Here is a 23,139-nt window from a genome sequence, read left to right as displayed (position 1 = left end):
TTTGTTGGCGCCGCTTCAGAACTGCCAGTCGAGGCTCAGGCCCACGCCCTGGTTGTTCTCCTTCGCACCCAATTGGCCGCTGTAATCGAGGTTGACCCGCGTGGTCTCGCTCAATGCCAGGCTGGCCTTCAAGCCCACCAGCGCGGCGTTGCGCTGCAACGGCGTGCTTTGCACGGCAAACGATGGGCCTCCGGCAACAAAGGCCAGGTGCTCCTCGGATTCAACCGGTGTCAGGCTGTGCTGCCAGCCGAGCGAGCCGGAGAGTTCCAGTTGCTGGCGGTCATTCAGCGGCACTGTTTTAAGGGCGCGCAGGCCCAGGGTGCTCAGGGTCGCGTCGCGGCGATCACTGCCGCGCTGCAGGGCGGCGGCATCGCCTTTTTCATGGAAGCTTTCGCTGTCCAGGTGCACATAGGCCAGGTTGGCAAACGGTTCCAGGGCCAGCGCTTGCAGGTTCAAGCGGTAGGCCGCCTCGGTGAACACCTGCAGGCTGCGTGCATCCAGCTTGGCCTTTTGCTTGGCGCTGACGTCGCTGTATTGCAGGTCGCGCTGCACATCGCCGCGATGCCAGCTGTAGGCGCCGCCCACACTCACGCGCCAGTTGCCCAGCTCACGCCCGGCATAGGTGCCCAGGTGGTAGCTGTCGACATCGGCCGACGAGTGCGTGCCATCGCCCATGTTCAGCGAGCTGTCGCTGTAGCCCGCCATCACGCCGACGCGGGTCTGTTCGTCCCACTGGCCATCGACCCCCAGCAGCATTCCGCCGATAGAGCGGGTGTACCCCGCGTATTCGCTGCTGCTGTCGGCCTTGCCCCAGGCGCCGAGGGCCTTGATCCAGAGGTTGCTTTCGCCGGTCGCCGGCACATGGCGCAGGCGCTCACCGACGGCCTCGCGCACATGGCGGCTGTCGTTGATCAGCATCGCGCCCACCGCAGGGTAGATTTCGCCAGACAACTGCTGGAAGGCCTGGCGCGCGACCACTGCGGAGTCGGCACTCAGCACGCTTTCATACACCGGGTTGCCGGCCCCCAACTGCTCGGCAGCGGAAGCCACGGCAAGCTGGTTGCGGGTCGCCGCGACGCTGGCAAAGCTTGCGTCATTGCGCGCGATAGCCAGTTGCACGCCGTTAGTGCCGTAATCGAGGTTGCCGCCCAGAAACAGATAGTTGGGCAATACCGCAGCAAAACTGCCGGTCACTCCGCCCGCCGCCTGCAAGATGTTGTACTGGCGGCCGATCAGGCTTTGCGCCTGGGGCTGGCTGAGCAGGGTCGGGCTGTTTTCCAGGGCCAGGGTCACAGTGCCGCCGTTGAGGGTGGCCTTGCCGCCCGCGACGATACGATCGCTGCTGGCGTCCGACAGCTCCACCGCATAGGTGGAACCGGCGTCGAAGCGCACATCCCCGGTCACGTTCAAGGTGCCGATGGAATTGCCCGGCGCAATCACACTGCCGCTGTTGGCCTGCAATGCGCCGATGCGCCCGGAACCGCCCAGGGTCCCGCCAGGGTTGACCGTGACCGCCGAGGTCAACGAACCATCGACCTTCAAAACACCGCCATTGACCGTGGTCGGGCCGCGATAGGTGCTGTCGCCACTGAGCAGCAGGCTACCGGCGCCGGACTTGATCAGGCTGCCTTGGTAAATGCGCTGGGCCGCCGCCGCATCCCGGGCCATGCCTACCGCGTAGTCGGTCTGCTCCTGCTGGCTGGCGCCGGCGCCAGGACCATTTTCCCAGCCCTTGTCCTGCACGGTCTGTTGCCATGCCAGGTGTTCGGCGCTGTCTTCCGCCTGGCGCTGCAGCAGCGCCTTGTCGGAAATGCCATTGCTCCACACATCGCCCTGCCCGGCCGCCAGATTGACGTCCATGGTGCCCAGTAACTGCCCCGGTCCATGCATCGCCCGGCCAAGGTCCGGCACGCCCCAGCCGACCTTGGCGTTCGGCGCGTCGGTCACCGAACCGTCCAGTTGCGTGGCCGTCGTCAGCAACACCTGCAAGGCCTGCTCGTTGTTCAAGTACGGGTAGCGCTCCATCACCAGCGCCAAGGCGCCTGTGGCATGGGGCGCCGACATCGAGGTGCCGGACTTGACCGCATAACCGCCGCCCGGGATGGTGCTGTCGATCTTCGCGCCGGGGGTGGAGATGCACCAGTACTTGGCGATGCCGCACTGGTTGTACTTCTGGTTATTGGCCTGGTCCAGGCCCGACACCGCCAGCCAGTGGCCTTCCAGCGCCGGCTCAAAGTACGGTAAGGCCGAGCGCACGCTGGCGTTGGCATACCCGCTGTTGCCGGCGCTGAACACGTTGATCACCCCGGCGCGGGCCACATCGGCGGCGGCGTCCAGCCAGGTGCCCTGGTTGAAGTGTTGCGCGTAGGCGGCGTGTAGATCACCCAGGGTCTGGTAGCTGACATCCTTGGGCTGGCTGCCCCAGCTGTTATTGATCACGCGTACCCCGGAATCGACCATGGCGCTGTACACCGCCTTGAAGTACTTGGGGTCGGGCGTCGGGCCAAACAGGAAGCTGTCGTTGGCGTTGGTATTGCCCACATAGATCTGCGCGTTGTAGGCCACGCCATGCATACCGTTGCCGTCCCGCGCAGCCGCCATGGTGCCGGTGACGTGGGTGCCATGGGAGTCGTTGTTGGGATTCAGCGCGCCGGTGGTGGAAAACGGGCTGCCATCCACGTAAGTGCCGCTGGCGGTCACCGGGTGAAAACGCTGCGGGGAGGCTTCCGGGTGGCTGGCATCAAAACCCGAGTCCAGCGCGCCGATCTTCACCCCGGCACCGCTGATCCCGGCGGCATAGGCTTGATCAGCCTGCATGCGGCCCAGGCCCCAGTCCCTTTGGTATTCCGCCGAGCGCCAACTGGCGGGGTCGCCCAGCTTGCCGGCCTCTACATAGGGCGCGGCCTGGGCAGTGCCCAGGCTGGCCAGCCCACACAGCATGACGCAGTGATAGCCTCGTTGTTTCGCGTTCACGGTGACCGTCCTCACTTTTATTGTGTTTTTTATTCAGCGCGGGCCTGGGCCAAAGGCTTCGTCGACCTTGGCCAGGTCGGTGTCGCGCAGGTTGCCCGCGTAGTAATGCAATTTGGTCCAGGCCATCAGGTAGTCGTAACGGGCCTGGGCCAGGTCGCGACGGGTGCTGTACAGCTGCTGCTCGGCGTTGAGGGCATCGAGGTTGACGCGCTCGCCGCCAAGGATGCTTTGCTTGGTCGACACCACCAGCGCTTCAGCCGAGGCCAGGGCCTTTTGATAGGCGCGCAGCTTGCTGACCCCCGACAGGCAGGCACTGAACTGGCGCCGCAGCTCGATCAGGGTCTCGCGGGTCTTGCCCTCCAGCTCGTACTCGGCCTGCTCCATGGAGCGACTGGCCTGGCGGGTGGACGCCGAGACTCCCCCCCCGGCATACAACGGCACGCTGACTTCAATGCCGATGGTGTTGGTGTCGTAGCGCTGGTTGTAGGTGTTGCCACTGTCGGACTCCTGCTGGCGCGAACTGGCATACGCGGTGATGCGTGGCAGATGCCCGGCGCGGTTGCGTTCCACCTCATAGCGCGCCACTTCCACGGCCTGGCGCTGGGAGGCCAGGGTCGGGTTGTTGGTCAATGCCAGTTCGTGCCAGCTGTCGTAGTTGGCCGGGGCCAGGGTCAAGGCGGCGAAGTCCTGGTTCAGTGGCGCGAGGTCGGCAATGTCGACGCTCTGTACGCCAAGCAAAGCCCCCAGTTCGCGCAGTGACGCGTCCTGCTCGTCGAGCGCCTGGATCTCTTCGGCCGTCGCCAGTTCATAACGGGACTCGGCCTCCAGAATGTCGGTGCGGGTGCCCTCGCCTTGCTGGAACAGGTGCTGGTTCTGCTGGAACTGTTGCTCGTAGGCCTTCTTTTTGGCCCGGGCGATGTCGATCTGGTCCTGGGCGAACAGGGCCTGGGTGTAATAGGTCAGCACCCGCACCAACAGCGCCTGGCTCTTGTCGCGAAAGCTCTCATCGGCAAACAGCGCCTGGGCCACGCCCTTGCGGTAATTGGCATAGGCTTCGTAGTCGAACAGCGGCTGTTGCAGGGTGAAGGTCGAACCGAAACTGTTGTAGTTGCGGTCGTCGTGATAGTGGCCGCCACGGCCATCGGGCAGGTTGGCCTGGGAGTTGTTGCGGCCCTTGTTGTAGTTGTACGACAGCCGGGGCAACAGGCCGGCGCGGCCGATGGTGCGGTTTTCCAGGCCGGCGTCACGCTCCTTGATTGCGCCAAGGAAGGCTGGATCGTTACGCAGGGCCTGTTCATACACATCGAACGGGCCCATGGCTGCCTGGGCGCCGGTGCAGGCGAGAAACAAGGCGATGAACACAGGCTTCATGCTCATTCCTCGGTCAACGCTGAGCCGGCACGGTCGAGCAGCGGCTTGAACAGGTAGTTGAGCAGCGAGCGCTCGCCGGTGCGCACGAACATCTCGGCGGGCATGCCCGGCTTGATCACCAGGCCCTGGAGTTTTTCCAGGGCGTCATCGCTGACCGTGGTGCGCAGCACGTAATACGGCACACCGGTTTTTTCGTCGAGCAACTGGTCGGCGGAGATCAGGCTCACCTCCCCCGGCACCCGGGGCGTGCGGCTCTGGTTGAAGGCGGTGAACAGGATATCCACCGGCAGATCGGTGCCGACCTTGTCCACCAGGTTCACCGGCAGGCGCCCTTCGACTTCCAGGCGCGTGCCCTGGGGCACGATTTCCAGCAGGGTTTCCCCGGCCCGCACCACCGCACCGATGGTGTGCACCCCGAGGTTGACCGCAATGCCATCGGCTGGCGCGTTGATTTCACTGTGTTGCAGGTCAAAGCCGGCGGAGGTCAGTTGCTGCTCCAGGGTCAGGCTGCGCAGTTGCGCGTCGGCCAACTGGCTGCGGACTTCCTTCTGGTACTCCTCGCTGTGCTGTTGCAACTTGAGGCGCGATTCGAGGATGCCCTGCTCCAGGCGCCCGCTTTCGCCGCTGTTCTGCGCCAGGTCCTGTTGCACCTGGGACAGTTGGCGCTGGTACTCCAGCAGGCGGTTGCGCGGGATATAGCCGTTGTCTGCCAAAGGTTGCAGGTTGGCCAGTTGATCACGCAGGGATTGCGCCTGGGCGCTGAGGTCCGTGCGGGCGCGGCGCATGCCGTTGAGCTGGGCGCTGGCGCCTTCGATATTGGCGCGGATCCCCGATTGCTCGCGGGCAAAGGCCTCGCGCCGGCTGCTGAACAGTTGGCGCTGGCCTTCAAGTACCAGGGCTAGCGCAGGATCGGGGTTGGCACTCAGTTCAGCGGGAAAGGCCACGGCAGGCAAGCTGTCGCGCTCGCTCTGCCAACGGGCGACGCTGGCCCAGGCCATGCGGTACTGGGCTTGCAGGGAATGCACATCGGCCTGGCTTTGGGTCTGGTCGAGGCGAAACAACGGCTGGCCCTGTTTGACCACCTCGCCTTCGCGCACCAGGATCCGGCTGACCACGCCGGGGCTCAGGGTTTGCACGGCCTTGCGCTTGCCGGACACCACCACCGTGCCCTGCACCGGGATCCCCTGGTCCAGCGGCGCAAGGCTGGCCCAGAGGAAGAATCCCCCAGCGCCAACCACCGTCATCAGCCAGCCCATGCGGGAGAAAAAGCGCGCATCGCGCTCGGGAAAGGTCTGCTCGAGTGGCAGGCTGTTATCGGTACTCATTGGCCTGGATTCCTTGCCGCAGGATATTGACGGTTCAAGCTGACGCCGGCCTTTTCACGGGGGGGCTCCGTGTGGCCGGACAGTGCCCGCAGCACCTCCTGGCTGGGGCCAAAGGCTTGCAGGCGGCCTTCATTGAGGACCAGCAATTTGTCGGCCTGGGCCAGGGCCGAGGAGCGATGGGTCACCAGGATCACGCTGCTGCCCTGGGCTTTCATCTGCATGATGGCGCTGGCCAGGGCGGCTTCGCCTACGGTGTCGAGGTTGGAGTTGGGTTCGTCGAGCACGATCAGGCGCGGCCCGCCATACAACGCGCGGGCCAGGGCCACCCGCTGTTTCTGCCCGCCGGACAAGCCGCTGCCGTCGTCGCCCAACACCGTATCGTAGCCCTGGGGCAAGCGCAGGATCAGGTCATGCACCCCGGCTTGCTGGGCGGCCTGCACCACCCGCTCGGGGTCAGCCTGGCGAAAACGCGCAATGTTGTCGGCGATGCTGCCACTGAACAATTCGATGTCCTGGGGCAAGTAGCCGATATGGGGGCCGAGGTCGTCGCGGTCCCAGCGATGGATGTCGGCGCCGTCCAGGCGCACCGTGCCGGCCAGGGTTGGCCACACCCCCACCAGCACCCGCGCCAGGGTCGACTTGCCGGAGCCGGAGGCGCCCAACACCCCCAGCACTTCACCGGCCGCCAGCTTGAAGCTGACCTGATGCAAGGTCGCCGCCCGCCGCCCCGGCGGCCCGGCGCTGACCTGCTCGAAACTCACCTGGCCCTGAGGCGCCGGCAACGCCATGGCCTGCGCCCCAGGCGGGAACTCCTGCAACAGCTCATCAAGGCGTTGATAGGCCAGCTTGGCCGAACTCCATTGCTTCCACACGGCGATCAACTGGTCAATCGGGCTCAGCACCCGGCCCATCAGAATGGTGCCGGCAATCATCATCCCGGCCGTCATCTGCCCCTTGATCACCAGCAAGGCGCCCAAGCCCAGCACGAGGGATTGCAGGAGCAGGCGCAGGGATTTGCTCAAGGAGCTGATCACCGAACCGGTGTCGCTGGCCCGGTTTTGCAGGCCGAGGAATTGTGAATGCACCTGGAACCAGCGACTGCGCAACGCCCCCAGCATGCCCATGGCCTGGATGGTCTCGGCGTTGTGCAAGTGGCTGGTGGCCAGTTGGGTGGACTGCTGGGAGTAGCCGCTGGCTTCGCGCAACGGCTTTTTGGTCAGGTATTCGTTAAGGCACGCCAGGCCGATCAACAGCACCGCACCCGCCGTGGCCAGCACGCCCAGCCACACGTTGAACAGGAAGATCACCAGCAAGTAGATCGGGAACCACGGCGCATCGAAGAACGCAAACAACGCCGGCCCCGTGAGGAACTGGCGGATATGGGTCAAATCCCCGAGCGATTGCCCGGCGTGCCCCTCACCCCGTTGCAGGTTGCGTTCGAAGGCGGCCTTGTACACCTGCAGGTTGAACCGCCGCTCCAACTGGCTGCCGATACGGATCACGATAAAGCTGCGGACGATTTCCAGGGTGCCGATAAAAGCAAAGAAGCCCACCACCATCAGGGTCAACATCACCAGGGTGGTTTCATTCTGCGAGGACAGTACCCGGTCATACACTTGCAGCATGTAAATGGACGGCACCAGCATCAGCAGATTGATCAGCGCGGTAAAGCAACCGACGCTGATCAGGATACTTTTATAATCGCCGAGGGCTTTAAACAGTGGTGCAGTGGGAGTGGTCTTCGCCATGTTGCCTGATCTTCCCTGGACTGAAATACGCGCAATAGTCTGCCGAGCGCCCCAAACAATGGGGCGGGCAACTATTTCGATAGTGTTTAATGCGTTGGAAGTGACAGGTCGATAAAGGTCACGACCAACAAATGTCTCTATGCCCGGCAGTTATAAGCATATAACCGCAATACTTAATTAGTGTGTGCGTCGCAGTAACAGCTCTACTCCAGAAGCAGAACGCGCGGTGTATTCGCCTTCTTTCTGTCGATTCAAATGGGTAATACCGGTGCCCTCGGTATTCATCAGCCAAATGCCATCCGGGGTGGGCAGCCAGGTCAGGGGTTTTTGCCCCAGCCACTGTTGCGCGCACTCAATATCACCGGCCAGGCTGTTGGGTTCGGCGATCAGATCCAGCTCGCACACCTGCTCCTGCTGGCGCAGTTGCCAGTGCCCCGCCAATTGCGCGGTGCTGGGTAAAACAAGACTGCTTGCCATTGCGTTGGCTCCTGCCGACACGAGCAATGCCAGGATCAACCAGGCGATTGCGTTGCGAAAATTAGTCATCACCATTACCCGTTTACGGGGCTGTTGCAAGGGAAGAGCAGCGCCGGGGCGCCACCCTTCGTTACGCCTTGATCAAGCCACGATGTCGCTATACATCGCCTGGCCTACGGTGGTGACGAGGAAATCCGCCACGCCGTGCCCGGAGAAGTCCACCGCCAAGGTGCCCAGGTTGGTACCCGAGGCATAAGTGAGCACGGCATCACCGATAGCGCCGGTAAAGGCGTTGACGAAATGCAGGCCGCTGCCGTTGGTGATGCCGGTCAGGTCGATCTTGTCCGAACCCGAGGTGAAATCAAGAATCTGATCCGCCGCACCCGGCTTGGAGTCAGAGCTGGCACCGAACACAAAGGTGTCCGAACCCGCGCCGCCCCACAGTTTGTCGGCACCGCCACCGCCGTAGATCAGGTCATTGCCGGCGCCACCCTTGAGGGTGTTGGCCACGGCGTTGCCGATCAGCAGGTCGTTGCCCGAGCCACCAAGGGCGTTTTCCACGGTCACGCCCTGGGCGATCGACACGTTACCCACCAGGCCACCCACGTCGGAGAACGAAGTCGCGTTGAGGTTGATTTTCTGGTTCTGGGTAAAGCCGGAGAAGTCCAGGGTGTCGTTGCCGCCACCGTCCCATACCGAGAACACCAGCTTGTCGGCGTTGGACGTGGCGCTGAGGTGATCGCGCCCGGTGTTGGAGTTGAAACCGTAGGTGGTGTCACCGGCACGGGTGTTGTAGTTGGCACCGTAGAGCTTCTGGATCGCCGCAATATCGTCGATCAGCGGGCCGGACGCATAGGCCTCGACCCCGCCTTTGGTGAAGTTCTGGTTGGTGTTGTTTTCGCCCCAGTAGCTCATGACGCTGTAGCCACGGGTGTCCTGGCCGTAGTCCGCGTCTTTGTAAGACGGGTTGCCGGTCCCGGCGTTGTAGTCGCCAGGGTGATCCAGGCCCAGGGTATGGCCGATCTCGTGGGTCAGGGTCTGACGCCCGTAGTTGTTCAGGCCAGGGTTAATGTTGGCGGTGTAGCTGTTGTTGATCAGGTACCACGAGGTGCCATCCGTGCCACTCGTGTGGTACTTCTCATTGGTGCCAGGCAGGTAGGCAAACGCCGCGGCGCCGTCCTGGCCTGCGCTGTAGTTGCCGAAGGTCATGTGGAAGTCGCCGCCCGAGGCTTTCTCGGTGAAGGTGACATTGGCCACATCGGCCCAGGATTGCATGGCCAGAACGGCCTGGCCTTTTTGCAGGTTGCTGAACTGGCTGAACCCGGAGATACCATGCTTGTTCATGGTCGCCGAGGAAGCCGAGGTCAGGAAGGTGTAGGTCAAGTCGATCCTGCCGTTACCGTCAACGTCCCGGTATGCCGCGTTTTCGCGCAGCAAATGGTCGGCTGCCTGGTCGACAGAGAACGAGGGTTTGCCATTGACCGTGAGATTGCCGCCACGGTCATACAAATGGCTAAAGCTATCGACTTGTGAATAGGCACTACTTGCTTGAGCTGCCGAGACAATAGCTTTGTCTTTTACTTTCGACATAAACGTACTTCCTTGTTTGCAAGTGGAACAGTTTTTGTCCGATAGCGACGCTCTCGGGCGAGATCGTCCTATCACTCGCCTCTTATGAAGGCGAAAGGAAACTGACACAATTCGAAATCACACGTCCAGTATTTTTTTTGTTGGAAAAGTGCGTGGACGGAATAACGACTGCAAACATTGGGAATTAAGTGTTTATATTCTTTATTTTGGGCTGGATGGCGGCAAGCGGGCTATTTAAATATTAAATAGTGCTAAATAGTTAAATGCCAGACACGTCACACTTTAGTGCTAAGTGGATCCAATATATTGAGTGGGGTGCACTTTTAAAGTGCCACCGTGTCATTGGTAAATATTAAATAGCCACTGTTTAAATATCGACAGCTTGCGGCCGCTATCACCGGCAAGCCGGCGATAGCGAGGTCAAGACTAGCCACGCCACCCCGTTTGGCGCAGGGCCTCCAGCAGCGTCTGCCCCTCCAGCCCCGGTACCAGCACGCCATCGGCGGTGGTCATGTCCTCCCCGGCGAGGATCGCGTTGATGATCGCCTCTTCCACCGCCTCGGCCGCGGCGCTGAACAAGGGCGAAATATGATCGTTATTGACCATGCTCAGCGTTGTGCTCAGGGGCAGGTCCTTGCGCCCGTAATCCGCCGGCGGCAGGTCGTGGTTGCCGGTGGCAAACGCGAGGAACAGATCACCACTGGAATCCTCGGTGCCACCGCCGGTGCGGGCAATGCCGATAGAGGCGCGTTGCGCCAGGCGCTGGCACTGGTGCGGCAGCAGCGGCGCATCGGTGGCGATAATCACCACGATGGAGCCCATGCCCGGCGTACCACGCTCGGCAAATGGCGAGGCGATTTCCATCAGGTGCCGCCCCACCGGGTAGCCATCCACCCGCAGCTCCTGGCGCTTGCCGTGGTTGGCCTGCACCAGCACGCCGACAGTCCAGCCGCCCTGCTCCGCTGCCAGCTTGCGCGAGGCGCTGCCGATACCGCCCTTGAATTCATGGCAGATCATCCCGGTGCCACCACCCACGGCACCCTCCTGTACCGGGCCGGATTCTGCGTTGGCCATGGCCTGCAGCACATGCTCGGGGCCGATATGCTGGCCCCAGATATCGTTGAGCAGGCCGTCGTAGGTTTCCATCACCACCGGCATGCACCAGTACACCGCCGGGTCCGCCAGGCTGTCGCGCTCCAGGGCAATCAGGGTGTCGCGCACAATGCCGATACTGTGGGTGTTGGTGATCGCCAGGGGCGTGGTCAGCAGCCCCGCTTCGCCGATCCACTCAAGGCCGGTGGCGTCGCCGTTGCCGTTGAGCACGTGGTACCCGGCAAAACACGGCTGCAGCCGGGCTGCACCAGCCCGCGGCTGGATCAGTGTGACCCCGGTGCGCACCTGTTTGCCGTCGATCTGCTCCTTGAGCGTGCTGTGGCCGACCCGAATCCCGGGGACGTCGGTAATCGCATTCAATTCGCCGGGCGTACCCAGCCCCAACGTGATGCCCAATTGACGTGCGCGCATAACCACTCCTTACAGTTTCTGAAACGCCGGACTCGACCGGCCGCTGATGCAGTACAGGATCACCGACAAGGCCAGCAGGCCGATGATAATCATGATGTCGCGCATGGACGCCGCGCTAAACAAGGTAAACAACAGATAACCCGCGCCCGCCACGGCCAGCAGTGCCGGCACCGGCCACAGGGGCATGCGGTACGGGTGCTCGCGGTCGCGCAACAGCACCCGGCTCATCAGCGCGCTCAGGGCGACGATCAGGTACACCAGCATGATCAACAACACGCTGAAGGACGTCAGGTCTGCCAGGTTGGAGCTGAAGCTGAGCAGTGCCGATGGGATCGCCAGGAACAGCGTGGCCAGCCATGGCGAATCCCAGCGTGGGTGGATGCGGGTGAAGAGTTTATTGATGGTCGGCGTCCACAGCGCATCACGGCCGCTGCTGAACACCACCCGGCCGATCTGGATCACGATGGCAACGATGGCGTTGAACACCGAGAGGAAGATCCCGGCGCTGACCAGGCGTGACAGGGTTTCATTACCATGGCTGGTCAGCAGGTAGCCGATGGGGTCCGGGCTGCTGATCATCTCGCTCAGGGAGGGCGCGCCGATCAACAGCGCGGTGATTGGCACCAACTCGATCACCACCACCAGGCCCAGGGACCACAGCACCGCCTTGTGCACGCCCTTGCCGCCGCACTTCATGTCTTCGGCCAGCAGCACCGCCGGGCCGTAGCCGTTGAACGAGAACAGGCCGATGCCCACCGCGCCGATCACCAGGGCCCAGGGCGCCAGGTGCAGCACGCCGTTTTCGACGATCTGCGGTTGGAACAGCACACTGGCCGGCTGCACCGGGTTGCCAAAGCCGATAAACACAATCACCAGCAACGCCGCCACTTCCAACAGCAGGCAAGTGCCGGTGATCCAGGCGTTGAGCTTGATATTGAGAATGCCCAGGGCGTAACTGCACACCACAATCACCAGGGCCACGGTTTGTGAATCGAATTTCGTGCCCAGGGCGTTATTGAGGTAGGTCGCGGCGCCGGTGGCCAGGACTGGCGGGATAAACAGCAGCATCACCAGTACCGTGAGGAACGTCGCGTAGCCGGCCATGCCGCCAAACACGCGCTTGGCGTACACGTATTCGCCACCGGCACTGTTATGGGCACGCCCCAGTTCCGCGTAGCAAAAGGCAAACATCAGCGCCAGTAGCCCAGCCATCACAAATGCCAGGAACACCCCGCTGCCCGCTTGCTGGATCGCGAACGGTGCAATAACAAATACGGAACTGGCCGGGGTTACCGCCGAAACGGTAATGGCCACCACATCGAACACACTCAAGGTAGGTTTCAGCACGCCGTCGGGTGCGGGGGTTGCGCTCATGTCGTTATCCTCGTGGTTATTCTTTTTATTGGAAAGCTGGTTGAGGCAGGAACGAAAAGGGAATGCGTGTGCGGGATATGTTTCCCGCTGAATGCCAGGGAATCTAGGCGCTGCGCCGGCACCCGCCAATTCCCCTATTGGAGTACTCCCCTTGACGGGCTCGTGCAAAAGCCGAACCCTTGGCCGATCTTTCAGCCATCGGAACCCATCACATGAGCCTGTTCAGGGAAATCGGCATGCATGCGGGGCTGGGTCGGACGGTGTCGCAAATTGGCACCGAGCGTTTCTGGAAGCAACTGGTGTTGCTGCTGCACCAGAACCTGGCGTTCGATAACGCCCTGGCAATCTTCTACCCGCTGGATGGCCCGCCCCAGGCGCTGGAGGAGTACGACGCGCAGCCCACCAGCAAACCGGCGTCGATGCTGGTGTACCTCAACGGTTTGTACTTGCTCGACCCGTTCTTCCAGGCCTGCCGCGAAGGCTATGCCAGCGGCGTGTATCGCCTGGAAGAGGTGGCGCCGGACCATTTCCGCCAGAGCGAGTACTTCCTCAATTACTTTCACGACAATGTGCTGGAGGATGAGGTGCAGTTCATCCTGCAACTGCCGGGGGTGGGCACCTTGTCGTTGTCCCTGGGGATGCAGCGGGTGTTTACCGCGTCTGAAACCGGGCTGCTGACCCTGCTGGCGGCGTGGGTGCTGCCACTGATGCAGCAGCACTGGCAGCAGAGCACCCGGCGCGCACCGGCCGGCGAGGCCATGGCCAGCCAGATTCGCGATGCGTTGAGCCATTTTGGCAGTGGGGTGTTGTCCGAGCGCGAACTGGAAATCGCCCGCCTGGTATTGCGCGGGTTCTCATCCAAGGCCATGGCCGAACGCCTGAGCATCTCGCCGGACACGGTCAAGGTGCATCGCCGGCACCTGTACGCCAAGCTGGATATCTCGTCGCAGCCGGAGTTGTTTTCGTTGTTTATCCAGTCGTTGGGGCATGACCTGGATAACCCATAGGGCAGGCACGCGGGAGTGGTGGATCCAGTAAGGATGTGTCGACTGGCCTACCGCCATCGCAGGCCAGCCAGCTCCCACATTTGACTTGTGGTGTAGCCACAATTTTCTGCTCGCCGAGTTCCCCCTGTGGGAGCGGGCTTGCCCGCGATGGCGGTGTGTCAGTCGCATTTATCTAACCTGACACTCCAGCCCCCACCAGGGTAAGCCTGCTGCCTTAGCGCCCGGTACGGATGGTGTTCCAGATCCGCGTGCGAACACGGTCGATCTTCATCGGCATGGCTTCGAGGGCGAAGAGCTTGCCCATCATTTCCTCGCTCGGGTACACCTTGGTGTCGCTCTTGATCACCGGGTCTACCAGGCTGTCGGCGGCGCTGTTGCCGTTGGCGTAGTGCACGAAGTTGGTGATGTCGGCCATCACGTCCGGGCGCAGCAGGTAGTTCATAAAGGCATAGCCGGCCTTCTCATCCGGGGCGTCGGCAGGCATGGCGACCATGTCGAACCAGATCGCGGCGCCTTCCTTGGGGATGTTGTAGCCGATCTTCACGCCATTCTTGGCTTCCTTGGCGCGGCTTTCGGCCTGCAGCACGTCACCCGAAAAACCCACTGCCACGCAGATGTCGCCATTGGCCAAGTCACCGGTGTATTTCGAGGAGTGGAAGTAGGCAATGTACGGCCGCACTTTGATCAGCAGCGCCTCGGCCTTTTTATAGTCTTCGGGGTTCTTGCTGTGGTGCGGCAAGCCCAGGTAATTCAGGGCAATGGGCAGCAGTTCCGGACCGTTGTCGAGAATCGCCACCCCGCACTTACTGAGTTTTTCCATGTATTCGGGCTTGAAGATCAAGTCCCAGGAGTTGACCGGCGCGTCGTCGCCCAGCACTGCCTTGACCTTGTCGATGTTGTAGCCGATGCCGGTGCTGCCCCACAGGTACGGGAAGCCGTGTTCATTGCCCGGGTCGTTGGTTTGCAGGGCCTTGAGCAGCACCGGGTTGAGGTTTTTCCAGTTCGGCAGCTGGCTCTTGTCGAGTTTTTTCAGGGCCCCGCCCTGGATCTGCCGGGCCATGAAGTGGTTGGACGGGAACACCACGTCGTAGCCCGAGTTACCGGTCATCAACTTGCCGTCCAGGGTCTCGTTGCTGTCGTACACGTCGTAGCTGAAACCGATCCCGGTTTCCTTCTGGAAGTTCTTGGTGGTGTCCGGCGCGATGTAGCTCGACCAGTTGTAGATTTTCACCGTTTCGGCGGCCTGGGTCAGGGACGCCACCAACATCAAGGGCAACAGGGCAATGGGTCTCATGGTTCGATTTCCTGGCGGTTATAGGGCTGTTTTTATGGCAGGCGATCAAGGATCAAAAGATTAGAGGATCAACACATAGGTCTTGCGTACGGTCTCCTGGATATCCCAGATGCCCGTGCTGTTGGCCGGCAACATCAGTGCATCGCCGGCTTCGATATGCAGGGTTTCGCCGTCATCGGGGGTGAAGGTGCAGCGGCCCTGGATAAAGTGGCAGAACTCCTGGGCCACGATCTGGCGCCGCCAGCGGCCCGGGGTGCATTCCCAGATACCGGTTTCGACGCCGTCGTTGCGCTCTACGCTGAGGGTGGAGGCCACGGCAACCGGGGTGCCCAAGGGCACGGCGACCGGGTTTGAGTCCGGCAAGTGGCGGTTAAGGGTGTCTTTGAATTGGGTAATGCTCATGGTCATACCTGTGGTGATTGAAGCGACTTAATGCATAAAACCTTCCATGAAACCGGCAATCCCGCTGGCCAGCTTGCGCCGCCAGGGCGCGGTGTTCGGGTCGGCCAGGGTCTGGTCCTCATGGACAAAACTGCGAATGATGGCGTTGTAGCCCAACCAGCGGCACGGCTCCGGCTCCCAGCCCCGGAGGGCACTCAGGCCGCCGTCGCGCAACACCCATGGCTGCTGGACCAGCGGCGTGTCGCGCCCCAGGATCAGGTCAGCCAGGGTCCGGCCACCCAAGTTGCTGGCGCCCACGCCCTCCCCGCCATACCCGCCGGACAAGGCGATGCCACTCTGTTGGTCGCACAGCATGTGCGGCCGGAAGCGCCGCGACATACCGAGGTTGCCGCCCCAGGAGTGGGTGACCCGCACATGCTTGAGTTGCGGGAACAGCTCGCAGAACAGGTAGCGGCGCAGTTCCACTTCGCTGTCGGTGAGGTCGAAGTTGTGGCGCAGCTTGCCGGCAAACTGATAGCCACCGCGGGCCCCGAACACCAGGCGGTTATCGGCTGTGCGCTGGCCGTAGGTGACCTGGCGGCTGCTTTCACCGAAGGCCTGGCCTTGATTCAGGCCGATTTCCTCCCAGGTACTGGCCGGCAGGGGTTCGGTGGCGACGATCAGGCTCTGCACCGGCAGTTGATAGCGACCCAGGGGCTTGAGCGTCGGCGCATAGCCCTCCACCGCCGGCACCACCCACGAGGCGCGGACCTGGGCCTGCTCGGTGCGCAGGCTGCCGGACTGCCAGTGGGTGACCGGGCTGTTCTCGTAGATCGCCACGCCCATGGCCTCGACCACCCGCGCCAACCCGCGCACCAGCTTGGCCGGGTGGATCGTCGCGACGTGGGGGGTGTAGACCGCACCATAGGCCGAGGCGATGCGGATTTGCCCGGCCAGTTGTTCGGGGCTGAGCCAGCGATAGTCGTCGTCGGTCAGGCCCTGGCCATGCAGTTTGGCCAGGTATTCGCGCAGGCTGGCTTCCTGCTCCGGGTAACGGGCGGCGCAGTGCAACGCCCCGCCTTTGCGGTAGTCGCAGTCGATACCTTCGCGCTGCAACACCTGCCCGACTTCATCGGGGATGCCGTGCAGCAGGTCAAACGAGGCCCGGCGCTGCTCGGCGGGCAGCCCTGCCAGCAAGCGATCTTCGCCCAGCAGATTGCCCATCAGCCAGCCACCGTTGCGCCCGGAAGCGCCAAAACCGGCGGTCTGCGCCTCGATGATCACCACCTTGAGCTGCGGCGCGTGGCGCTTGAGGTAATAGGCGGTCCACAACCCGGTGTAGCCGGCGCCAATAATGGCCACATCGACATCCAGGTCCTGCCCGAGGGACGCACGCGCCTCCAGCGGCTCTTGCAGCTGGTCCATCCATAAACTGATCTTGCGCCATGCCGGCATGCCGAACTCCACCACCAAACGTCGATGGCGTGATCCTAGTGCCTGGCTTCAGTCGTCGTCTTGCGCGCGTGCACGCAGGGAAATTTGTTTGACGTAGGCCTTGGGCGACAAGCCAGTGTGCTGGCGGAAACAGCTGTAAAACGCCGACAAGGAATTGAAACCGGCGGCAAACGCCAGCTCGTCGATACGGATCGGCGGCGTGGCGCCGTCCAGCGCCGCCAGTAAATGCTGCAGGCGGGCCTGGTTGACGTAGCGGTAGAAGCTCTGCCCCAGCACCTGGTTGAGCAGATAGGAAATCTGGTTGCGACTGTAACCACATTCCTTGGCCACCCGCTGCAGGTCCAGTTCCGGGTCGAGATAGGGTTGCTGGCGCTGGAAGTACTGCTGCAGATCGTTGGCCAGGTAACTCAGTTGCTGGGGCGACAGGCCCAGGCGGCTGACGGTCGGCCGCGTGGCCTGGGACTGGGAGCGGCTGGTGGCGGGCTCGTGCACCAGGGACGCGTATTCGTTGACGCGCCAGATCAGCCCGTCGCGCACGGTGATCGCCTCACTGGTGCGAAACGACACCAGGCCCTGGCCGCCACGCAAGGTCACGCGATACTGGATAAAGGCGGTATCGCCGTCGGTGCGAATGCGGTCGGTGTGTTCAATGCCTTCGTCGGGGTCGCGGGGCATGCTGGCTTGCAGGTACTCGCGCAACTGGTCGAAGCACACCACGCGGTTCTGGAAGAAATCGTGGTACTGGATATCCGGGTGATAGTGCGCCATCACCCCGTCCAGGTCCCGGTGTTTCCAGCAAAGATGATGGCGCAACACCACCTCGGCAGTCGCTTGCGTCTGTTGCGGGCTATCGGCCGGGGCGGTCTGTGGCATACAACGCTCGAAAACGGCTAAAGCCTGGAGCTTGCACAACTTTACCAAGGGCTTCAATGGCAACGTGACAGTTTTAAGTAGTGGCCTTTTGCCTAAGCATTCGTAAGACATGACCCACATCAAACTTCTTGCAAGCAACTGCCGAACGGATAGAAAAAACTCCGGTGTTCACTGCGAGTGAGTGCTATTTTTTAAGCTTCACGGTCAGCGCCATTGATGGTTCTGACGCCCTTGCCGCGAGCTAAAGGAAGCGCTCAATGAACAAGGTGGGCCACATGAACAAAGTGACGTTCCCCAACGCATGTCAGTTGATGCGCTGGCATTTTCATCCGGTCGGTTTTGAAGGCAGCATGGACGCACCCGGCAGCCTGATTGCGCGCCTGTTTGACCGAGAGAGTGGTGAAACCCTGATTGCCATCGCTGGCATTCCCTGCGCCACGGTGATGAATGCCACGGATGTGGAGCGGATTATCGAGGCGATCGAGGCTGAGCTGGAATCGTTTGTGCGGCCAAAGTTGCTGCAGGCCTGAAGGGTGTGGGAGCTGTCTCGCCCGGCGAGACATCTGCCACATTTGATTTATTGCGCTTTAATGGCGCGGCGATCATCAAAGAACGCCTTGCCCCCCGCCACCCGATCCGACGCCCTGGGCGCATGCCCCACCTGGCCATCCTGCCCCTCGACATACCAATAGCAATGACTCACCGCCCGGGTAATCCCGACATAGGCCAGGCGCAGCACTTCGTCTTTTTGCGCATTGTCGTAAGGCTCGGCATCCCCGTCCTTGCCAAGGCCGGCCATGCGGTACACCTGGTTCTTGTAGGGCGAACGGGTCAGGTGCTGGCAGTCGCCGAGCAAAAACACAGCATCCGCCTGTAGCCCCTTGGCGCTGTGGTAGGTCAGTTGCTTAAAGCGGCGCATGCCCGGCGGCAAGCTAGAATCAAGGTTAACTACAGACTGAATATGCTCCTGAATCAATAGCTTATCGCTGCTTTTTCGATATAACATCAATACCGATTCGCCCCGTTGATAGTGCGCCAGCAACTGCTGCGCCAGGCCCGCCTCGTCACGATCCAGCACCTGTACCGGCACCAGCGCCCTGGCTGCGCCGCTGGCCTTGGCCTTCTTGCCGCTGATTGCCGGTGCGGCTTTAACGATATGTTCGGCCGCATCAATGATGTGCTGATGACTGCGGAAGTTCTCCCCGAGCATCACCCGCGTGGTGGTCGGCGACGGGAACTCCTTGTTGAACTCCATGAAGTACTTGGGCGAACTGCCGCGCCAGCCATAGATCGACTGCCAGTCATCACCGACACAGAGCAGCGAAGAATGCTGGGCCGCGCGCCCCACATGCAGCGCCGGCCCACGGCTGCGGATCTCGCGCAGGCTGGCGCGGATCCACGATACGATCTGTGGCGAGACATCCTGGAATTCGTCGATCATCAAGTGCGACAGCGGGCGCAACAGCCCGTCGCTGAGCAGCTTGAGGTTTTCTGGCGTGTTCTCGCCAAACAGCGAAAACATGCGGTTGTAGGTCATGATCGGCGGCGACTGGTCCAGCAGATGATCTTCCAGGGCCTTCCAGAAAATACTCAGGGCCTCGAAGAAGCCGCGGTCCGGGTCATCCTTGGCAAAGCTCATCTGGCCCACCGCCGTGGGCACGTCCAGGCCGAGGTTCTCGATAAAGCCGGCGGCGCTCACAAAACAGTCCAGCAATGGCGCTGAAGCCAACTCACCTTTGACCTTGTAATCAAACCCGGGGCCGGAGCTGGCATCCCCCGCCAGGCTGCTCAACAGGCGCTTGGATGATTCGTAGTTATCCAACCAAATCAATGGCTTGCGGCAGAATGCTTGAAACAGGGTGCGTTTTACCGCCCATTCAGCCCGCACCGACAGCTTGGCCCCAGGGCGGGCGATCTGTGGGTTTTCCCTGGCGTCGAAGCCCAGCACCACCCAGGCATCCAGCTCGGCGCTGTAGCCATGGCAATGGAACGACGCACCATTGATTTCAACACGCTGGCGGTTCGGCTCGATGCCCTTGATCGGCCATGCGCCGGCCCGGAACCACAGATCCTCGATCACATCGCACAATTCTTCATCGCGCTTGGCCGCCAACTCGGTGACGGCTACGCGTTTTTGCACATCCGGGTGGTCGCGCTCCAGCTCCTTGAGCTGCAAGGCATGGCGGGCCATCGGTGCAATCAACTCGCGAAAACGTGCATGCCGGCCGTAGAGGCCGTGGTAGCAGGCATTGAGCTGCTGGCGCTGGGCATCGTTGATGCGCAGGTCGAAGGGGTTGCTGTCGGCCTCGTCATCGTAGAGGCCGCTGCGCAGGTTTTCGAAGGCCTGCAACCGCTCAAAGCCCGGAAGGCTACGAACCATGGGCAGGATGCGCGAGTGAAAGGTGCGCACTACCGCCTGGGCTTCTTTCAAAGCAAGGGGTTGGCCCCACAGGTGGAGAATCTCCATGAGCTTGCGGATAAAGTCCTGGCGCGACTCGCGGGTGAAGGTCACCACGGTCATGGCGCTCAGCTCAAAGCCCAGGTAATGGGTCAACAGCAGGATCCGCAGGACCAGCGAGGTAGATTTGCCAGCCCCGGCCCCGGCAATCACCGAAGTTGAAGGGGTATCGCTGAAGATCATCTTCCACTGCGCCGTGCTGGGCTGCGCATGGGCCGGCAGCAGGCGCGCCACATCGGCTTTGATGCGTTTTTTCAGTTCGGGGGTCAGTGGCAGGCGCCAATCGTCGAACAGGCTGTCGTCCACGCCCGGGGCGCGGTGCTCATCGCTACGGAAGTCGCGAATCAACAGAACCTGACGCCCCTCTTCGATGCCATCGCGCCGGCCTTCCTGGTAGCCATACTCCACGCCGGCCTCATGCCCGCTGCGAAAGCCATCGGCCTGACCGTGCAACCACGAAAAACGATGCTGGGCCCGCAGGCGCGTCAACCCATGGCCAAACAGCCGCGCAGCCAGGCGTTTGAACAGCGGCATTTGCGCCAGGGGGCGCAGTTCGGGAGGCAGATCGGGGGTGTGTTGCGGCACGCGGACTCCTGCGGGGGCTTGAGCGAACAGAGGCCCTATGGTCGCCGGAATCCCTCGACAGTTCCAGCCAATTGCTTTGGCTTCATGCAGTTAGGCGATGAACTGAAGCCGGGGTCTAGTTCTGGGGCTGGAAAAACAATCGAATAATCTGATAAGAATCAGGCATTTTTTACGCTTTTTGTCGATGATGCCCTGGCGGATGATAGGCCCATCAACAGGAGACGATCATGCTTGAACTTCGACCTTTTACCTCCCTGGGCGGCGCCAATCACGGTTGGCTGGATGCTCATCACCACTTCTCGTTCGCCGAGTACCATGACCCGCAACGTATGCATTGGGGCAACCTGCGGGTGTGGAACGACGACATCATCGCGCCGGGCACCGGCTTCCCGCAGCATCCGCACCGGGACATGGAAATCATCACCTATGTGCGTGAAGGTGCCATCAGCCACGCTGACAACCTGGGCAACAAGGGCCGTACCGAGGCGGGCGACGTGCAGGTGATGAGCGCCGGTACCGGGATCGCCCATAGCGAATACAACCTTGAAGCCACGGCGACCAAGATTTTCCAGATCTGGATCATTCCCAATGAAGCGGGCTTGCCCCCTTCCTGGGGCGCCAAACCTTTTCCCAAGGGTGAGCGCGAAGGGTTCGTGACCTTGGCCAGCGGCAAGCACGGTGACCATGAAAGCTTGCGGATCCGTGCCGACGCACGCCTGGTGGCGGCCAATCTGAAGGCTGGGGAAAGTGCCGAGTATCACCTGGATGCGGGCCGCCGGGCGTACCTGGTGCCGGCGACCGGGGTGATCGAGGTCAATGGTCTGCGAGCGCAGGCGCGTGACGGCGTTGCAGTGCAGGATGAGCGGGTGTTGCGGGTAACGGCGGTCGAAGACAGCGAAGTGGTGCTGGTGGACCTGGCCTGATCTCGAGCCAGACTCAAAAACCAATGTGGGAGCGGGCTTGCCCGCGATGACGATGGGTCAGTCACACATGTATTGACTGATCCACCGCCATCGCGAGCACGCCCGCTCCCACATTTTTTACAACTGTGTGTCAGTTCGGGGTGATGGCGCCATCCACCAACACCTGAGCCTCTTCCACCAGGCGCTTGAGGTGATCTTCGCCAATAAAGCTCTCGGCGTAGATCTTGTAGATATCCTCGGTGCCCGACGGCCGTGCGGCAAACCAGCCGTTTTCGGTCATGACTTTCAGCCCGCCAATCGCCTGGTCATTCCCCGGCGCATGGCTGAGGATTTGCTGGATGCTCTCCCCGGCCAATTGCGTGGACGTGACCTGCTCCGGTGCCAGTTTGCCCAGCAGCGCCTTCTGCGCCGGCGTGGCCTTGGCATCCACCCGGATGGCGAACGGCTCGCCCAGGGCGTCGGTCAGGCCACGGTAGATCTGGCTGGGGTCCTGGCCTTTGCGCGAGGTCATTTCTGCGGCCAGCAAGGCCGGGATCAGACCGTCCTTGTCAGTACTCCACACGCTGCCGTCCTTGCGCAGGAACGAAGCGCCCGCGCTTTCTTCGCCGCCAAAGCCCAGGGAACCGTCGAACAGGCCGTCGGCAAACCATTTGAAGCCTACCGGCACTTCGTACAGGCGGCGGCCGATGCGTGCGGCCACGCGGTCGATCAAACCACTGCTGACCACGGTTTTACCCACGGCAGCATCCGCCCGCCATTGGGGACGGTTCTGGAACAGGTAGTCGATCGACACCGCCAGGTAGTTGTTCGGCGCCAACAGCCCGCCCGACGGAGTGACGATGCCGTGGCGGTCGTGGTCGGGGTCGCAGGCAAACGCTACATCGAAGCGTTCTTTAAGGCCGATCAGGCCTTGCATCGCGTAGCTGGAGGACGGGTCCATGCGGATCTGGCCATCCCAATCCACGCTCATGAAACGGAAGGTCGGGTCGACTTCGGTATTCACCACGTCCAGGTTCAGACGGTAATGCTCGGCGATGGCCGACCAGTAGCGCACCCCTGCTCCACCCAGTGGGTCCACACCCAGGCGCAGATCGGCGCTGCGGATGGCGTCCATGTCGATGACATTGACCAGATCGGCCACATAGGTGTTGAGGTAGTCATGGCGATGGGTGGTGTCGGCTTTCAGCGCCTGCGCGTGGGTGATGCGCTTGACCCCGGCCAGCTTGGCCGCCAGCAGTTCGTTGGCCTTGGCCTCGATCCATTTGGTGACGTGGGTATCGGCCGGGCCGCCGTTGGGCGGGTTGTACTTGTAGCCGCCGCTCTGGGGCGGGTTATGGGAGGGCGTGATGACAATGCCGTCGGCCAGCCCGCTGGTACGGCCACGGTTGTAGCAGAGGATGGCGTGGGAAATCGCCGGGGTCGGCGTGTATTCATCGCCTTCGGCGAGCATCACATGCACACCGTTGGCGGCCAGCACTTCCAGGGCGCTGGCGCCGGCCGGCGTGGACAGCGCGTGGGTGTCGAGGCCGACAAACAGCGGGCCATTGATGCCTTGCGCCTCACGGTACAGGCAAATGGCCTGGCTGATGGCCAATACGTGCCACTCATTGAAGCTCAAGTCAAAAGAACTGCCACGGTGCCCGGAGGTACCAAAAGCCACGCGCTGAGTGGAGATCGCTGCATCGGGCTGGCCGGTGTAATAGGCCGTCACCAGTCGCGGGATGTCCACCAGCAATTGAGCTGGCGCCGGTTTGCCCGCAAAAGGACTGAGAGTCATGCAA

Annotated in this window: 17 protein-coding genes; 3 read left to right on the top strand and 14 right to left on the bottom strand. The window is 62.1% G+C overall.

Features of this window, described 5'->3' with window-relative positions; genetic code table 11:
- Positions 1-15: 15 nt before the first annotated feature.
- From HBO24_RS00715 to HBO24_RS00680, 8 genes are all read right to left on the bottom strand, one after another.
- Positions 16-2,940 carry an autotransporter serine protease gene (locus HBO24_RS00715; protein WP_057438457.1) on the bottom strand — a complete coding sequence of 975 codons (2,925 nt, stop codon included), beginning with the start codon at positions 2,938-2,940 and terminating at the stop codon, positions 16-18.
- A 66-nt stretch (positions 2,941-3,006) separates the two neighbouring features.
- On the bottom strand, positions 3,007-4,344 hold the full coding sequence (locus HBO24_RS00710) for a TolC family outer membrane protein (protein ID WP_057959670.1): 1,338 nt from the start codon (positions 4,342-4,344) through the stop codon (positions 3,007-3,009).
- 2 nt (positions 4,345-4,346) lie between these two features.
- Positions 4,347-5,669, bottom strand: coding sequence for an HlyD family type I secretion periplasmic adaptor subunit (locus HBO24_RS00705; protein WP_115128203.1), 1,323 nt, complete (start codon positions 5,667-5,669; stop codon positions 4,347-4,349).
- Complete coding sequence (locus HBO24_RS00700; protein WP_057959672.1) at positions 5,666-7,417, bottom strand: type I secretion system permease/ATPase; 1,752 nt, start codon at positions 7,415-7,417, stop codon at positions 5,666-5,668. Before HBO24_RS00700 ends, HBO24_RS00705 begins: the two co-directional genes overlap by 4 nt.
- Positions 7,418-7,594: 177 nt before the next feature.
- Positions 7,595-7,969 carry an AprI/Inh family metalloprotease inhibitor gene (locus tag HBO24_RS00695; protein ID WP_169960299.1) on the bottom strand — a complete coding sequence of 125 codons (375 nt, stop codon included), beginning with the start codon at positions 7,967-7,969 and terminating at the stop codon, positions 7,595-7,597.
- 66 nt (positions 7,970-8,035) lie between these two features.
- On the bottom strand, positions 8,036-9,484 hold the full coding sequence (locus HBO24_RS00690; RefSeq protein WP_170059120.1) for a serralysin family metalloprotease: 1,449 nt from the start codon (positions 9,482-9,484) through the stop codon (positions 8,036-8,038).
- A 426-nt stretch (positions 9,485-9,910) separates the two neighbouring features.
- Positions 9,911-11,008, bottom strand: coding sequence for a P1 family peptidase (locus tag HBO24_RS00685; protein ID WP_057438453.1), 1,098 nt, complete (start codon positions 11,006-11,008; stop codon positions 9,911-9,913).
- A 9-nt stretch (positions 11,009-11,017) separates the two neighbouring features.
- Positions 11,018-12,382 carry an APC family permease gene (locus tag HBO24_RS00680; protein WP_057444785.1) on the bottom strand — a complete coding sequence of 455 codons (1,365 nt, stop codon included), beginning with the start codon at positions 12,380-12,382 and terminating at the stop codon, positions 11,018-11,020.
- A 212-nt stretch (positions 12,383-12,594) separates the two neighbouring features.
- On the opposite strand from HBO24_RS00680, the gene HBO24_RS00675 reads away from it, so the two are divergent.
- Positions 12,595-13,389, top strand: a complete 795-nt coding sequence (locus HBO24_RS00675) for a helix-turn-helix transcriptional regulator (RefSeq protein WP_057959676.1) — start codon at positions 12,595-12,597, stop codon at positions 13,387-13,389.
- Positions 13,390-13,603: 214 nt separating this feature from the next.
- Here the strand turns inward: HBO24_RS00675 and HBO24_RS00670 are convergent, their stop codons facing one another.
- The 4 genes from HBO24_RS00670 to HBO24_RS00655 are packed head-to-tail and all read right to left on the bottom strand — an operon-like array spanning position 13,604 to position 17,392.
- Positions 13,604-14,683: a polyamine ABC transporter substrate-binding protein gene (locus tag HBO24_RS00670; protein WP_057959677.1), complete on the bottom strand. Its 1,080-nt coding sequence runs from the start codon at positions 14,681-14,683 to the stop codon at positions 13,604-13,606.
- A gap of 60 nt (positions 14,684-14,743) precedes the next feature.
- Positions 14,744-15,085, bottom strand: coding sequence for a cupin domain-containing protein (locus HBO24_RS00665; RefSeq protein ID WP_057438450.1), 342 nt, complete (start codon positions 15,083-15,085; stop codon positions 14,744-14,746).
- Between the two features lie 27 nt (positions 15,086-15,112).
- Entirely contained in the window at positions 15,113-16,519 is a 1,407-nt protein-coding gene (locus HBO24_RS00660; RefSeq protein ID WP_057959678.1) for an FAD-binding oxidoreductase, read from the bottom strand.
- 48 nt (positions 16,520-16,567) lie between these two features.
- Positions 16,568-17,392 carry a helix-turn-helix domain-containing protein gene (locus HBO24_RS00655; RefSeq protein WP_057438449.1) on the bottom strand — a complete coding sequence of 275 codons (825 nt, stop codon included), beginning with the start codon at positions 17,390-17,392 and terminating at the stop codon, positions 16,568-16,570.
- A gap of 257 nt (positions 17,393-17,649) precedes the next feature.
- Between HBO24_RS00655 and HBO24_RS00650 the strand changes: the two genes are divergently transcribed.
- Positions 17,650-17,922, top strand: a complete 273-nt coding sequence (locus tag HBO24_RS00650; protein ID WP_057438448.1) for a DUF1652 domain-containing protein — start codon at positions 17,650-17,652, stop codon at positions 17,920-17,922.
- Positions 17,923-17,969: 47 nt separating this feature from the next.
- Here the strand turns inward: HBO24_RS00650 and HBO24_RS00645 are convergent, their stop codons facing one another.
- Positions 17,970-20,435, bottom strand: coding sequence for a UvrD-helicase domain-containing protein (locus HBO24_RS00645; protein WP_115128199.1), 2,466 nt, complete (start codon positions 20,433-20,435; stop codon positions 17,970-17,972).
- A 227-nt stretch (positions 20,436-20,662) separates the two neighbouring features.
- Here HBO24_RS00645 and HBO24_RS00640 point away from each other — a divergent pair, with 227 nt between their 5' ends.
- On the top strand, positions 20,663-21,358 hold the full coding sequence (locus HBO24_RS00640; protein WP_057438447.1) for a pirin family protein: 696 nt from the start codon (positions 20,663-20,665) through the stop codon (positions 21,356-21,358).
- A 130-nt stretch (positions 21,359-21,488) separates the two neighbouring features.
- Here HBO24_RS00640 and pgm read toward each other — a convergent pair whose 3' ends face one another.
- Positions 21,489-23,135 (bottom strand): phosphoglucomutase (alpha-D-glucose-1,6-bisphosphate-dependent), encoded by a 1,647-nt coding sequence (pgm, locus tag HBO24_RS00635; protein WP_057444783.1) that lies wholly within the window; start codon positions 23,133-23,135, stop codon positions 21,489-21,491.
- Between the last annotated feature and the right edge of the window lie 4 nt (positions 23,136-23,139).

The organism is Pseudomonas sp. WS 5410 (assembly GCF_012985645.1).
Taxonomy (GTDB): Bacteria; Pseudomonadota; Gammaproteobacteria; order Pseudomonadales; family Pseudomonadaceae; genus Aquipseudomonas; species Aquipseudomonas shahriarae.
Note: the sequence above shows the minus strand (reverse complement) of the source record. Positions and strands in the feature narration are given on the sequence as shown.